This window comes from Mesorhizobium sp. AR02 (assembly GCF_024746835.1).
Classification (GTDB): domain Bacteria; phylum Pseudomonadota; class Alphaproteobacteria; order Rhizobiales; family Rhizobiaceae; genus Mesorhizobium.
This window is the reverse complement of the sequence record NZ_CP080531.1, coordinates 2,966,395-2,980,742: the sequence shown is the minus strand read 5'-3', so window position 1 is coordinate 2,980,742 and position 14,348 is coordinate 2,966,395. Positions and strand designations below refer to the sequence as shown.

13 protein-coding genes are annotated in these 14,348 nt (G+C 63.6%); 3 read left to right on the top strand and 10 right to left on the bottom strand.

Annotation, left to right across the window (positions count from 1 at the left end; translation table 11 throughout):
* Window positions 1-40: 40 nt before the first annotated feature.
* Window positions 41-586, bottom strand: coding sequence for a 50S ribosomal protein L19 (gene rplS, locus DBIPINDM_RS18450; protein WP_199646719.1), 546 nt, complete (start codon window positions 584-586; stop codon window positions 41-43).
* Between the two features lie 327 nt (window positions 587-913).
* Here rplS and DBIPINDM_RS18445 point away from each other — a divergent pair, with 327 nt between their 5' ends.
* Window positions 914-1,666: a sulfite exporter TauE/SafE family protein gene (locus tag DBIPINDM_RS18445; RefSeq protein ID WP_258588576.1), complete on the top strand. Its 753-nt coding sequence runs from the start codon at window positions 914-916 to the stop codon at window positions 1,664-1,666.
* Here the strand turns inward: DBIPINDM_RS18445 and trmD are convergent.
* Both trmD and rimM read right to left on the bottom strand, forming a co-directional pair.
* The gene (trmD, locus tag DBIPINDM_RS18440) at window positions 1,648-2,346 is read right to left on the bottom strand and encodes a tRNA (guanosine(37)-N1)-methyltransferase TrmD (protein WP_258588575.1); all 699 of its coding nucleotides are present in this window, start codon (window positions 2,344-2,346) and stop codon (window positions 1,648-1,650) included. The two genes, DBIPINDM_RS18445 and trmD, sit on opposite strands and share 19 nt — an antisense overlap.
* Window positions 2,343-2,942, bottom strand: a complete 600-nt coding sequence (gene rimM, locus DBIPINDM_RS18435) for a ribosome maturation factor RimM (RefSeq protein WP_258588574.1) — start codon at window positions 2,940-2,942, stop codon at window positions 2,343-2,345. Before rimM ends, trmD begins: the two co-directional genes overlap by 4 nt.
* Before the next feature lie 119 nt (window positions 2,943-3,061).
* Here rimM and DBIPINDM_RS18430 point away from each other — a divergent pair, with 119 nt between their 5' ends.
* On the top strand, window positions 3,062-4,000 hold the full coding sequence (locus tag DBIPINDM_RS18430; RefSeq protein WP_258588573.1) for a tyrosine recombinase XerC: 939 nt from the start codon (window positions 3,062-3,064) through the stop codon (window positions 3,998-4,000).
* 62 nt (window positions 4,001-4,062) lie between these two features.
* Window positions 4,063-5,133 (top strand): TraB/GumN family protein, encoded by a 1,071-nt coding sequence (locus DBIPINDM_RS18425; protein WP_258588572.1) that lies wholly within the window; start codon window positions 4,063-4,065, stop codon window positions 5,131-5,133.
* Between the two features lie 3 nt (window positions 5,134-5,136).
* Here DBIPINDM_RS18425 and DBIPINDM_RS18420 read toward each other — a convergent pair whose 3' ends face one another.
* The 7 genes from DBIPINDM_RS18420 to DBIPINDM_RS18390 form a co-directional block, all read right to left on the bottom strand.
* Window positions 5,137-5,613 (bottom strand): DUF2867 domain-containing protein, encoded by a 477-nt coding sequence (locus tag DBIPINDM_RS18420; protein WP_258588571.1) that lies wholly within the window; start codon window positions 5,611-5,613, stop codon window positions 5,137-5,139.
* 913 nt (window positions 5,614-6,526) lie between these two features.
* Window positions 6,527-7,933 carry a dihydrolipoyl dehydrogenase gene (gene lpdA, locus DBIPINDM_RS18415; protein ID WP_258588570.1) on the bottom strand — a complete coding sequence of 469 codons (1,407 nt, stop codon included), beginning with the start codon at window positions 7,931-7,933 and terminating at the stop codon, window positions 6,527-6,529.
* Between the two features lie 85 nt (window positions 7,934-8,018).
* A complete protein-coding gene (locus DBIPINDM_RS18410) occupies window positions 8,019-8,774 on the bottom strand; it encodes an SDR family oxidoreductase (RefSeq protein WP_258588569.1) in 756 nt (251 codons plus the stop codon).
* Entirely contained in the window at window positions 8,771-9,223 is a 453-nt protein-coding gene (locus tag DBIPINDM_RS18405; protein ID WP_258589295.1) for a hypothetical protein, read from the bottom strand. The genes DBIPINDM_RS18410 and DBIPINDM_RS18405 overlap by 4 nt, the downstream gene beginning before the upstream one ends.
* A 65-nt stretch (window positions 9,224-9,288) precedes the next feature.
* Entirely contained in the window at window positions 9,289-9,870 is a 582-nt protein-coding gene (locus DBIPINDM_RS18400; RefSeq protein ID WP_258588568.1) for a hypothetical protein, read from the bottom strand.
* Window positions 9,871-9,880: 10 nt separating this feature from the next.
* Entirely contained in the window at window positions 9,881-11,167 is a 1,287-nt protein-coding gene (gene odhB, locus DBIPINDM_RS18395) for a 2-oxoglutarate dehydrogenase complex dihydrolipoyllysine-residue succinyltransferase (protein ID WP_258588567.1), read from the bottom strand.
* A gap of 46 nt (window positions 11,168-11,213) precedes the next feature.
* Window positions 11,214-14,201 carry a 2-oxoglutarate dehydrogenase E1 component gene (locus DBIPINDM_RS18390; protein ID WP_258588566.1) on the bottom strand — a complete coding sequence of 996 codons (2,988 nt, stop codon included), beginning with the start codon at window positions 14,199-14,201 and terminating at the stop codon, window positions 11,214-11,216.
* Between the last annotated feature and the right edge of the window lie 147 nt (window positions 14,202-14,348).

Here is a 14,348-nt window from a genome sequence, read left to right as displayed (position 1 = left end):
GGCGGCCGAAGCCGCCTTTTTGAATGGGATTTCCGAAATCTTATTCGGCCGGGGTCGCTTCCGCGGCCTTGGCTGCCTCAGCCTCGGCGGCAGCCTTCTTCTCGGCGGCTTCCTTGGCGGCCGTCTCGGCGGCCAGTGCCTGGGCAGCGGCGACCTTCTCGGCCTCGATGCGGGCCTTCTCGGCGTTCAGCGCATCGCGCTCCTCATCGTTGAGCTTGCGGGCGCGCACGCCGGTGTTTTCCGAAATACGGGCCGACTTGCCGCGACGATCGCGCAGGTAATAGAGCTTGGCGCGACGCACCTTGCCGCGACGCACGATCTCGACGCCTTCGACCATCGGCGAGAAGACCGGGAACACGCGCTCGACGCCTTCGCCGTAGGAGATCTTGCGGACGGTGAAATTTTCCTGGAAGCCGGAACCGGCGCGGGCGATGACGACGCCCTCATAGGCCTGGACGCGGGTGCGGGTGCCTTCGGTCACGCGGACCTGGACGCGCACGGTGTCGCCGGGCTGGAATTCGGGAAGCTTGCGCTTGGCTTCGATCTTGGCGGCCTGCTCGGCCTCGAGCTGACGGAGAATATCCATCTCAATAATCCACTTCTTGTTCTTCCGACAGTCAGAGCGTCCGACACTCGCCTTGCAGTTCCATTGACCGCTCGGCTATGCCCTTTGTCTCTGAGACATTTTTGTCTCTAAGACATCAGGCAGGGGCGACTACACCGTCATTGTTGACGGGTCCGGCAGATTCTTCTTCCGGTTCGGCGGGCACATACAGCTATTTCAGCGCTTTGTCACGCCTTGGCCATGCATTTTTTGCCGGCATGGCTCCATTGTAATCCTGCCGTGCCGGGTTGCGCCAGTCCGACAAGCTTCCTAAGCCTCCGATAGCACACTTCTTCACGGCGGCATTCCATGTCTGTTTTCGACGCCATCCTGCTGTTCCTGGCGGGCTTCCTGTCAGGCGCCGCCAACGCGGTCGCCGGCGGTGGCACCTTCATCACCTTCGGCGCCATGACATTGGTCGGCGTGCCGCCGATCGTCGCCAACGCCACCTCTTCGGTCACGCAATTCCCGGGCTATATCACCTCGACGCTAGCCTACTGGACCGATATCAGGCACTTCTGGCGCGGTGCCCTGCTGCTATGCGCCATATCGGCGGTCGGCGCGCTGGCTGGCGCGCTGATCCTGCTGGCGCTGTCCAACCCGTCCTTCCGCGTCCTGGTGCCGTGGCTGCTTTTGGGCGCGACCGCCCTGTTCGCCGCTGGGCCGTGGCTGAAGCCAACGCCAAAACCCGGCCATGAGGCCTCGGTCGGCTCATTCGTCGGTTCCCTGGCGCAGTTCGTCACCGCCATCTATGGCGGCTTCTTCGGCGCAGGCATGGGCGTGATGATGCTGGCGACGCTCGGCCTGACACAGGCCGGCGACTATCACCGGCTAAATGCGCTGAAGAACATGCTGGCCGTGGTCATCGCCGCAGTGGCGATCATCGTCTTCGTCTCGGGTGGCGTCGTCGCCTGGCCGCAGGCGATCGTCATGATCCCCGGCGGCGCGCTCGGCGGCTATGCCGGCGTGTGGATCGCCAAGCGCGTGCCGCAAAACGTGGTGCGCGGCTTCGTCATCGCGGTTGGCTTGTTTCTCGCCTTTTATTACTTCGGCAAGGGCTGAGCCCCGAGCAGATCCGGCCGCCGTTCTTTCGTCAGCGCTTCCGACTCCGCGCGCCGCCATGCGGCGATCTTCTTGTGATTGCCCGAGATCAGCACCTCGGGAATCTCCCGGCCTTCGAACTCCTGCGGCCGCGTGTAATGCGGATGTTCGAGCAGGCCGTTCTCGAAACTCTCTTCCTCACCCGACACGGCATTGCCCATGACACCGGGCAGCAGGCGCACCACCGCGTCAAGCAGCACAAGCGCTGCCGGTTCGCCGCCGGAAAGGATAAAATCGCCGATCGACACCTCCTCCAGGCCACGGGCCTCGATCAGCCTCTGGTCGACACCTTCGAAGCGGCCGCACAGGATGACGGCGCCCGGCCCGGCGGCAAGCTCGCGCACACGCGCCTGCGTCAGCGGCTTGCCGCGCGGGCTCATCAAAAGTCGCGGACGCGTATCGCCCGCCGGCGAAGCATGGTCGATCGCCCTGGCCAGGACATCGGCGCGCATGACCATGCCGGCGCCGCCGCCGGCCGGCGTGTCGTCGACGGTGCGGTGCTTATCGGTGGCGAAATCGCGAATCTGGACCGCTTCCAGCGACCATGTGCCGGCCTCGAGCGCGCGGCCCGCCAGCGACAGGCCGAGCGCGCCGGGAAACATCTCGGGATAGAGCGTCAGTACCGACGCGGCAAAACTCACCGGTTGCCCCCGGCGTCGCGCGGTCCGCGCGGCCTGCCCGTCGGGTCGAAATCTTCGTCGCGCAGCGCCTCACCATCCTCGTCATCGACAAGCCCGGCCGCCGCCGGGTCGACGCGGACAAAGCCGTCGGCGATCGACACTTGTGGCACCGCGGCCTGCGTGAACGGGATCAGCACGCCCTTGCGGCCGGCAAGCGTCACGTCGAGAATGTCGCCGCCGCCGAAATTATGCACGGCGACGACTTTGCCGAGCGCGGCACCGGTATCGTCCCGAACCTCCAGTCCGACCAGGTCGGCATGGTAGAATTCATCCTCCTCGCCGTCGTCGGGCAGCATCGAGCGGTCGACGAACAGCTCCGTACCGGCGAGCGCCTCGGCGGCATTGCGGTCAGCAATGCCTTTGAAGCGCACCACGACAACCGTGTTGGCGGGCCTGATGTCGATGATCTGGAAGGCGCGGCCATCCCTGGCATAGAGCGGCCCATAGTCGGCCAGCGCCATCGGCTCGCCGGTGAAGGTTTTCACCCTGAGTTCGCCCTTGATGCCGTGGGCGGCGCCGATCACGGCCATCTGGACAGGGTTTTGCGGCTTGCTCATCGCGAAATATCCTTTGGCCTGCTCTAACCCCAGCCCGGCGTCATTTCAATGATCGCCCCTTGTCATTTCAATGACGGGCTCTTCACCGCTTCCTAACCCGAATACCCCAAAATGCCGCCATGCAGGAATTCCTCATCCCGGCAAAGCCTGATCTGCAGGCGGCGCGCGAAAGCTGGCTGAAGATGCTCGCGCGTGAACGCCGCCTGTCACCCGAGACAGTGGAGGCCTATGAGCGCGACACGCGCCAGTTCCTGCATTTCCTCACCGGCCATTGCGGCGGCTCGCCCGGCATTTCGGACATCGCCAATCTGCGCCCGGCCGATCTGCGCGGCTTCCTCGCCGCTCGCCGCAACGCCGGCGCTGGCGCCCGCACGCTTGGCCGAGGTCTCGCCGGCATCCGCTCGCTGCTGCGGTTTCTCGAACGGCGCGGCTTAGCCAACGCGGCCGGTGCCGCCGCGCTGCGCGCACCGCGCCAACCCAAATCGCTGCCAAAACCGCTGACGGCGAGCGACGCCAAACATGTCGTCTCCGTCGAGGGTCAATTGGCAGAAGAACCCTGGATCGCCGCCCGCAATGCCGCCGTGCTGACGCTGCTTTACGGCTCCGGCCTGCGCATTTCCGAGGCGCTCGGCCTCGCCGGCGCCGATCTGGCGTCGGAGGCCGACACCGTGCTGCGCGTCACCGGCAAGGGCGGCAAGACGCGGCTGGTGCCGGTGCTGCCGGTGGCGCTCAAGGCAATCGCCGAATACCGCCGCCTATGCCCCTATCATCTCGATCCGAAAGAGCTGTTGTTTCGCGGTGCGCGCGGCGGCCCGCTCAATCCGGCCATCATCCAGCGCGATATGGCGAAGCTGCGCTCGGCGCTCAACCTGCCCAATACCGCGACGCCGCACGCGCTGCGCCATTCCTTCGCCACGCATCTGCTGGGGCGTGGCGGCGATTTGCGCACCATCCAGGAATTGCTTGGCCACGCCAGCCTGTCGACGACGCAGATCTACACCGGCGTCGATACGGCGAGGCTGCTCGAAATCTACGAATCGGCCCATCCAAGGGCATGAACCCTTCAATTTCGTGGTGCGGGTTAACCGTTTTGCCGCTTTTTGCGCCTACGAACGGTGTCATGAAACGTGTCATTGCCATCGCCGACCGTGCAGCTTCCCTGTCGCTGAAGCTGCTTGTCGCGCTCAACGTGCTGTTTTTCTTGTCCTTTCTTGCCGTCCTGCTGTTCGCGGCTGGCAGGGCGCATGCGGAAGTCCCGACCTGCGCCGGCGCCGACATGCTGTCGGCCCTGCAGAAGAGCAGCCCCGCCACCTACGGCAAGATCGAGGCGGAAGCCGCCGCCACGCTGAATGGCAAGGGCCTGTTGTGGAAGCTGGAAAAATCAGGCGAAGAGCCATCCTACCTGTTCGGCACCATGCATATGACCGACACGCGCGTCACCACGCTGCCGCCGGTCGCGCAGAAGGCCTTTGACGCCGCCGGCACGCTCGTCATCGAAACCACCGACGTGCTCGACAAGCAAAAGATGATGACGGCGATGCTGAAAGAGCCGGACCTGATGATGTTCACCGACTCCACGACGCTGTCGTCCTTGCTGACGCCGGACGAAGCGGCGGCGATGAATGCAGCACTCGACGCGCGTGGCATCCCGCCGGCAACAGTCGCCAAGATGAAGCCGTGGATGCTGTCGGCGATGATGGCGTTGCCAGCTTGCGAACTCGCCCGCCAGTCGGGCGGGGCGCCGGTGCTCGACGTCAAGCTGGCCGAAAGTGCCAAGGCTGCGGGCAAGCCGGTCGAAGGTCTCGAAACGGCCGAGAGCCAGTTGCGCGCCATGGCCTCGCTGCCGCTCGCCTTTCACATGAAGGGCCTGGTCGACACGCTGAAGCTGGGCGACAAGGTCAACGATATCAACGAGACCATGATCGTGCTCTACCAGCGCGGCGACACCGGCATGTTCTGGCCGCTGTTCCGCGCCGCCATGCCGGAAGAGCAGAACGATCCCGCCGGCTATGCGGCCTTCGAGGAAACCATGATCACCAGCCGCAACAAGGTGATGGTCGATCACGCCGAGCCGATCCTGGCCAAGGGCAACGCCTTCATGGCGGTCGGCGCGCTGCACCTTCCTGGTCCGCAGGGACTGGTCGAGGGTTTCCGCAAGGCTGGCTATACTGTCACGGCAGTCGGGCTTTAACCCCTATTTGATCAAGACCTGAGCCAGCATCGCCGGAACGATGATGCGGTGAAACGGCATGATGATGGCGAGATACGTCCGCCCGAACAGATTGTGCGTCTTCACGATCGTCGACGCAGCCACCTCCTGCCGGCCCGCGCCGAGATCGTTCACCTCCACCAGGATGCGGAAATCGAGATGCCGGTCGTCCAGACCAAGGACGACCCTGCCATGTGCCTGGCTGATGAGCGGAAAGATGCCGATCCTGCTTTCCGGCGGTGCGTCGGGTTTCGCCCCCGTTTTCAGCCCAAATGGCATCACGACGAGATTGCGGAGCTGCGTAAGCCGGCCGACCCATCGCGGTGACCGCCCCAGGACGCGCTCGGCCGCGCCGATGGCGGTCAGGGCAAGACCCTCGGTTGTCAGCACGTAGCGGTCGGCGAACTGAGCGCCGGCAAGAGCGCCCTCGGGATCGGGGAAAGTCTGTGCAGTGGGTGTCATACCGGCAACTCCTCACAACCAACGATAGCATCGGTTGGTTTGGCTCGCTGCGTGGCGAAACGCCGCCAGTCCGGCGAGGCACTCGAAATCAAGCTGGCGGAAGGGCCACCTTCCCGGTCCGAGGGAGTGGTCGAGGATTTTCGCAAAGCCGGCTATACTGTCACTGCCGTCAATTGAGTCGGATGGCATTGGGGGGCCCAAACGCCGCGTTTTCGGCGCTTTCCTTCCCTAGCGTGAAACCCATTCAACGGTTGCACGTTGATGGCTGTTGATTGATCATTTTCATCCACGGAGGACACTTTTATGGCGAATCCATCGAACGACACTCCCAGGCCAAGCGGCGGTGGCGGCAGCCCCTGGCTGATTGCGCTGGTCGTCGTTATCCTGGCGATTGTCGCGTATTACGTTTTCGGCAGAAGCGGCCAACATCCGGCACCCGCCGAACCGCCAGCGGCCAGCACACCGGCTCCGGCGCCCGCTCCGGCACCCGAGCCAGCTCCGGCGCCTGCGCCCGCTCCGGCCCCTGCGCCAGCACCCGCACCCGCACCCGCGCCTGCTCCGGCACCAGCGCCAGCTCCCGCTCCGGCGCCTGCACCGGCCAACTGATCGGCGCGATATCAGATACGAACGGCCCGCTGAAAGGCGGGCCGTTTTGCTTGCGATGACAGTGAAGAGGCCTTTTCAGAAACTCGCTCCGGAGAGTCAGTTGGTGTGGTTTTCGAGAACCGGCGCGCAGCGGACATTTGGGTCCGTGAGCAGCGCATGACCCCGAAAATCGGTCCGATTTTCGGAAAGGATCATGCGTCAGTCAAAGGTGTCACAGCGTCCTTTGCGCGTCCAAGAGGGCGCGCGGCGCTGTGAGAAGCGCAGAAAACCGCGCCAGATGGCCGCCGAAGCGAGTTTATAAAAGGCCTCAGATGTGGATCGGCTTGAAGAATGTGGCCAGCGCCGCTTCCTTCACCGCTTCCGACATCGTCGGATGCGCGTGGGTGGTGCGGGCGAGGTCCTCCGACGAGCCGCCGAACTCCATCAGCACCGCCGCCTCATGGATCATCTCGCCGGCGCCGAAGCCGACGATGTGCACGCCGAGCACGCGGTCGCTGACCTTGTCGGCGAGGATCTTCACGAAGCCGTCGGTGTGCAGCATGGCGCGCGCCCGGCCATTGGCGCTGAACGGGAATTTACCGACCTTGTAGTCGATGCCCGCCTTCTTCAGCTCTTCCTCGGTCTTGCCGACCGAGGCGATTTCCGGGCTGGTGTAGACGACGCTCGGAATGACATCGTAATTCACATGGCCGGCCTGACCGGCGATGGTTTCCGCCACCGCCACGCCCTCGTCCTCGGCCTTGTGCGCCAGCATCGGTCCGGCGATGACGTCGCCGATGGCATAGATACCGGGGACGTTGGTTTTGAGATGAGCGTCGGTCTTGACCCGGCCGCGCTCGTCGACCTCGACGCCAGCTTCTTTCAGCCCGAGCGTGTCGGAAAAGGCGCGGCGCCCGGTGGCGATCAGCACGACATCGGCGGCGATGGTTTCAGCCGCACCGCCCTTCACCGGCTCGAAAGTGACGCTGGCGCCCTTCTTGGCCTTGGCGACGCCGGTGACCTTGGCGCCGAGCTTGAACTCGAAGCCTTGCTTGGACAGCAGCCGCTGGAACTGTTTTGAGACCTCGCCGTCCATGCCGCCGAGGATGGTATCGAGGAACTCGACGACGGTGACCTTGGCGCCGAGCCGCGCCCAGACCGAGCCGAGCTCGAGCCCGATGACGCCGCCGCCGACCACCACCAGATGGCCGGGAACCTTGTCCAGCGACAGCGCGCCGGTCGACGACACGATGACCTTCTCGTCGATATCGACCTTGACGCCGGGAATGCCGGCGACATCAGAGCCGGTGGCGATGACGATGTTCTTGGTCTCGATCTCCTCGACCTTGCCGTCCTCCGAGGTGACCGAGACCTTGCCCGCCGCCACCACCTTGCCGGTGCCGCGGAAGCTGTCAATCTTGTTCTTCTTGAACAGGAAGGCGACGCCGTTGACGTTGGACGACACCGTCGCATCCTTGTGCGCCATCATCTTCTTCAGATTGAGCTTCGGCGCCGCGATCTCGACGCCGAGCGTGTCGAAGGAATGGCCGGCCTCGGCGAACATCTCGGACGCGTAGAGCAGCGCCTTGGACGGGATGCAGCCGATGTTGAGGCAGGTGCCGCCGAAGGTGGCGTTCTTCTCGACCACCGCCGTCTTCAGGCCGAGCTGTGCCGCTTTGATGGCGCAGACATAGCCGCCGGGTCCCGATCCGATGATAACGACGTCATAAGCCATGATACTGTCCTTCTGTTTTGAGCATGATGCCGAAAAGTGTGACGCGGTTTTCGGATAACATCATGCTCGATCTGCTTGAGAGCGCTCAGCGGCCGCCGCTGACATTCAGGATCGCACCCGTCGTATAGGACGCGGCGTCGGATAGAAGATAGAGAACCGCGTTAGCGACTTCATCCGCGGTGCCGGCTCTTTTCATCGGCAGCGAGTCCTGGATCAGCGCCACCCGGTCCGGCTGTCCGCCGGAAGCATGGATGTCGGTGTCGATGATGCCGGGCCGCACCGCATTGACGCGCACGCCTTCGGCGGCCACCTCGCGGGCAAGCCCGACGGTGAACGTGTCGATGGCGCCCTTGGAGGCGGCATAGTCGACATAATTGTCAGGCGCGCCCAGCACCGCCGCGGCCGACGAGATGTTGACGATCGCTCCGCCCGAACCGCCATGGCGCGTCGACATGCGCTTGACCGCCTCGCGGGCACAAAGGATGGAACCGACGACATTGATACGCATCATGCGTTCGAGCCGTGCCACGCTCATCTCGTCGACGCGCGCCTTGGCGTCGACGATGCCGGCATTGTTGACGAAAGCATCGAGCCGGCCCCAGGTGCGGTCCACCGCCTCGAAGATGGCCAGGATATCGGCCTCGCTGCCGACGTCACCCTTGACCGCAAACGCATCGCCGCCGGCGGCCTTGATCTCGGCGACCAGCGCGTCGGCGGCGGCCTTATTCGCCGTGTAGTTGACCGCCAGGCGATAGCCGGCCTTCGCCCCGAGCCGGCAGACGGCGGCGCCTATGCCGCGGCTGCCGCCGGTGACCAGCAGGACTTTTTGCGCCTCGCTCATTCCTGGCATCCCTTCAGCGTAAAAACATCCGACGGCACTTTCGAAAATCCACTGCCGCCATAGGCCAGCGAATGCCGCAATGACGGCCCAAGGTCGGGAAAGATCAGTGTCTTCGGCGCATCGACGCCCTGCGCCGGCAACAACCCGATCGAGCCCTTGTCATCCGACGTATAGATCACACCGTTCCACAGCGTGCAGGCGGCAAGTTCGCCGCCCGTGACGTCGCCCTCGGGGCATTTGTACATCAAGGAGCCGTTCGGCCGCGCTTCACCCGAGTTCCACATCACAATGCCGTTCAGCGCCACATTGTTGTCGAGGATCATGCGGAAGCTGTTGGTGACGACAGCCGAGGTGCCGGTCGGCGTAAAATCGATCTCGCTGCCGCTTTGCGCATCGCCATAGACGGCGAGTTCGATCGGGCAGGCGGCATGGGCGATGACTGGGATCATCGCCGCCCCGACCGCTATCGATGCCGTCGACAGGCTTTCGGACAAGAAGGAACGGATCGTCACGGCTATCCGCCTTGAACAGCTTGATCGAGGATGAAGACCGTCGAGAGAAAATAATCTATCTCGAACGCAACGTTTTTATCCCTGTCGACCGGAATGGTGTTCACCTCGTATTTGAGGGTCAAGTTGCGAGAGCTCTCCGCCAACTCGATATAAATGTCTCGCTCCCGACCACCGCCGATTGTCCACTTGAATTCACTCTCGTTCAGGAACTGCAGAGCCTTGGGCAAAGTATGTATGTCTATCGGCTTTCTGCCTGCAAAAGTTACCGGATGCCGCCCCACATTGACGTCCAGATGGCCGTACCAGGTCGGCATCATTCCACCCGACTGCAATCTTCCGAAGACAGGCTCGACGCTAATCGACCGCAAGCGAAAATCGGGACTGAAGAAGAACTCGCAAGTCGCGCCATAGATGCACCATGCCGAATGGGTGTCCCCGTGGCGATAGTGATTGTCCGCCCGCAGGTCCTCCGGGTCGATCAAGGCTCGAACCGTTTCGCGGCTGCTCTTACCGAGTTCGATCGGCCCCGCCCGGCCTGTCGTCAGCAATTCGAACAGATCGATCGGCTCGGCGGGCTCGGCCATCCCGGATCACTCAGAGATCGAGCACCAGCCGTTCCGGATCCTCAAGGCTTTCCTTGACGCGCACCAGGAAGGTCACGGCTTCCTTGCCGTCGACGATGCGGTGATCGTAGCTCAGCGCCAGATACATCATCGGCCGGATGACGATCTGGCCGCCGACCACGACAGGCCGATCCTGGATCTTGTGCATACCCAGAATGCCCGACTGCGGCGCGTTGAGGATCGGCGTCGACATCAGCGACCCGTAGACGCCGCCGTTGGAAATCGTGAACGTGCCGCCCTGCATGTCCGCAACCGACAGCTTGCCGTCACGCGCGGCGATGCCCAGCCGGCCGATTTCCTTCTCGATCTCGGCAATCGACATCTGGTCGGCATTGCGCACGACCGGCACGACCAGGCCCTTCTCGGTGCCGACGGCGACGCCGACATGGGCAAAATTCTTGTAGATGATGTCGGTGCCGTCGATCTCGGCATTGACCGCCGGGATTTCCTTCAGCGCGTGGGTGACGGCCTTGGTGAAGAAGCCCATGAAGCCGAGCTTCACGCCGTGCTTCTTCTCGAACACGTCCTTGTACTTGGTCCTGAGCGCCATTACCGCTGACATGTCGACCTCGTTGAAGGTGGTGAGCATGGCGGCGGTCGACTGCGCTTCCTTCAGCCGGCGCGCGATGGTCTGGCGCAGCTTGGTCATGCGTACGCGCTCTTCGCGCGAGGCGTCGTCACCGGAGGATGGCGCCCGTACGGCAATCGGTGCCGCCGGTGCCGGCGCTGCCTTGGGCGTCTCGGCCGGCTGCGACGGCGCACCCTTGGAGATGGCATCAAGCACGTCGCCCTTCAGCACCTGACCACGCTTGCCGGAACCCGAGAGCTGGTCGACCGCCAGATTGTTCTCGGCGATCAGCTTTGCCGCCGCCGGCGCCGGCGGCATGCTGCGCGGCTCGACCGCGCCGGCGTCACCGGCGATCTTGGCGGTCTCGGCCGCGGCCTGCTTGCCGGTCGACGCCGCATCCGGCGACGAGGCCTGCGACACCGCCTGTGGCTTGGTCACTGGGGCAGCAGCGCCACCGGCCGAAATCGAGCCCAACAAAGCACCGACAGCGACCGTCTCGCCTTCCTTGGCGGTGATTTCGCCCAGCGTGCCGGCGGCGGCGGCAGGCACCTCCACCGTCACCTTGTCGGTTTCGAGTTCGACCAAGGGCTCGTCGACGGCAATGGCATCGCCGACCTTCTTGAACCATTTGCCGATGGTCGCCTCGGTGACGGATTCGCCGAGAGTGGGAACGCGGATTTCGGTAGCCATTGTGCCTGTCCGTTTCTTTCGGTTCTGTTATTCGCCCAATTCTGCTCTATTCGCCAAGCGCGTCTTCGAGCAAGGCGGCGAGCTGGGCGAGATGTTTCGACATCAGTCCGGTCGCCGGCGAGGCGGCAGCGGGACGGCCGGTGTAGCGCACCCGCTGATGCTTGGCGTCGATATGCGCCAGCACCCATTCCAGATACGGGTCGATGAACGACCAGGCGCCCATGTTCTTGGGTTCCTCCTGGCACCACACCATCTCGGCGTTGCGGAAACGCGACAATTCGGTGATCAGCGCCTTGGCCGGGAACGGATAGAGCTGTTCGACGCGCAGCAGGTAGATGTCGTTGATGCCGCGCTTCTCGCGCTCCTCATAGAGGTCGTAATAGACCTTGCCCGAACACAGCACGACACGGCGGATCTTGCTGTCCTTGGTGAGCTTGATCGCCTGGTTGGGCAACAGCTGGGCGTCGTCCCAAAGCAGCCGGTGGAACGAGCTTTCACCCGAGATTTCCGGCAGCGTCGACACAGCCCGCTTGTGGCGCAGCAGCGATTTCGGCGTCATCAGGATCAGCGGCTTGCGGAAGTCGCGCTTCAGCTGCCGACGCAGGATGTGGAAGTAGTTGGCCGGCGTGGTGCAGTTGGCCACTTGCATATTGTCTTCGGCGCAAAGCTGCAGGAACCGCTCGAGCCTGGCCGAGGAATGTTCGGGACCCTGACCTTCATAGCCATGCGGCAAAAGACAAACGAGGCCCGACATTCTGAGCCACTTGCGCTCTCCGCTAGAGATGAACTGGTCGAACACCACCTGGGCGCCGTTGGCGAAGTCGCCGAACTGCGCTTCCCACAAGGTTAGCGCCTTCGGTTCGGCCAGGCTGTAGCCATATTCGAAGCCCAGCACCGCCTCTTCCGACAGCATCGAGTTGATGACTTCGTAGCCGGCCTGAGCCGCCGACAGATTGTTGAGCGGGATGTAGCGGGTCTCGTCGCGCTGGTCGTAGAGCACGGAATGGCGCTGCGAGAAGGTGCCGCGTTCGGAATCCTGTCCCGACAGGCGGATCGGATTGCCGTCGAGCAGGATGGCGCCGAAAGCCAGCGCCTCGGCCGTCGACCAGTCGATGCCTTCGCCGGACTCAATCGCCTCGCGGCGGTTCTCGAGGAAGCGGATGATGGTCTTGTGCGCCTCAAAACCCTTCGGCACCTCGGTCAGCTTCTTGCCGATTTCCTTCAGCGTCTTGACCGGCACGGCGGTCTTGCCGCGCCTTTGTTCGTCCTGGTTGTCGGCCGTGCGCAGGCCCGACCACGCGCCGTCCAACCAATCGGCCTTGTTCGGCTTGTAGTGCTGGCCGACTTCCCACTCGGATTCCAGATGCGCGCGCCAGTCGGCCTTCATCTGATCGAGTTCGGCCTGGGTGATGTGACCCTCGGCAATCAGCCGGTCGCCATAGATCTGCACCGTCGTCTTGTGGGTGCGGATGTTGCGGTACATGATCGGCTGGGTGAAGGCAGGCTCGTCGCCCTCATTGTGGCCGAAGCGGCGGTAGCAGAACATGTCCACGACCACCGGCTTGTGGAACTTCATGCGGAATTCGATCGCCACCTTGGTGGCATGGACCACGGCTTCCGGGTCGTCGCCATTGACGTGGAAGATCGGCGCCTCGATCATCTTGGCGACGTCGGACGGATAGGGCGACGAGCGCGAGAAGCGCGGATTGGTGGTAAAGCCGATCTGGTTGTTGATGATGAAATGCAGCGTGCCGGCAACGCGGTGGCCGCGCAGGCCCGACAGGCCGAGGATTTCGGCGATCACGCCCTGGCCGGCGAAGGCGGCATCGCCATGCAAGAGCAGCGGCAGCACCTTGGCCCGCTCTTCCAGCGGCACGATCTCCTCGCGGCCGCGGCCGAACAGATAGTCCTGCTTGGCGCGCGCCTTGCCCATCACGACGGGATCGACGATTTCCAGATGCGAGGGGTTGGCGGTGAGCGACAAATGCACCTTGTTGCCGTCGAACTCGCGGTCCGACGAGGCGCCGAGATGGTACTTGACGTCGCCCGAGCCTTCGACCTCGTCGGGGGCGGCCGAGCCGCCCTTGAACTCGTGGAAGATGGCGCGGTGCGGTTTGGCCATCACCTGGCTGAGCACGTTCAGCCGGCCGCGATGCGCCATGCCGAGCACGATCTCCTTCATGCCGAGCTGGCCGCCGCGCTTGATGATCTGCTCCAGCGCCGGGATCAGGCCTTCACTGCCATCGAGGCCGAAGCGCTTGGTGCCCTTGTACTTGACGTCGATGAACTGCTCGAAACCTTCCGCCTCGACCAGCTTCTGCAGGATCGCCTTCTTGCCGGTGGCGGTGAAGGAAATCTCCTTGTCGGCGCCCTCGATGCGCGCCTGGATCCAGGCCTTCTCCTCGGGATCGGAGATGTGCATGAATTCGACGCCGAGCGTCGAGCAATAGGTGCGGGTCAGGATCTCCAGCATCTGCCGTATGGTGCCGAACTCGAGCCCCAGCACATTGTCGAGGAAGATCGGCCGGTCGTAGTCGGCTTCGGTAAAACCGTAATTCTCCGGCGACAATTCGTTGTAGTCCTCGAGCGGCTTGGCGATGCCGAGCGGGTCGAGATTGGCGTGCAGATGGCCGCGCATGCGGTAGGCGCGGATCATCATGATGGCGCGCACCGAATCGCGCGTCGCCTGATGCACGTCGGCGTCGGAGAGCACAACGCCGTTGGTGACCGCCTTGTCCTTGACCTTCTTCTCCAGATGCTTCTCGACAATGCCCCAATTGCCGTCGAGCGCCGACACCAGTTCGCCATTGGCCTGCAGTGGCCATGAGGGTTTTGCCCAGGAGGCGCCCTTGGCATTCCTGCGCACATCGCCGGCATCGTCCTTCAGCCCAGCGAAGAACTCCTGCCACTCGGGATTGACCGAGGCGGGATCGTCCTCATAGGCGGCATAGAGCGCGTCGATGTAATCGGCGTTGCCACCATAGAGGAATGAGGTGAGCGAAAATTGGTCGTTGGCCTGATCTTGTCTTGCCATGTCGTTTCAGCGGAGCCTGGCTCCGTCTCCTTGCGTTTGGAGGGGAGTAGGGCAGTAAGGCAATAGGGCAGTAGGAAAGTGGCGTTGCCGCCGCTCGTCCCGTTCTTCCTATTTCCCTACTGCCCTACTGCCATACTCCCTTACTGC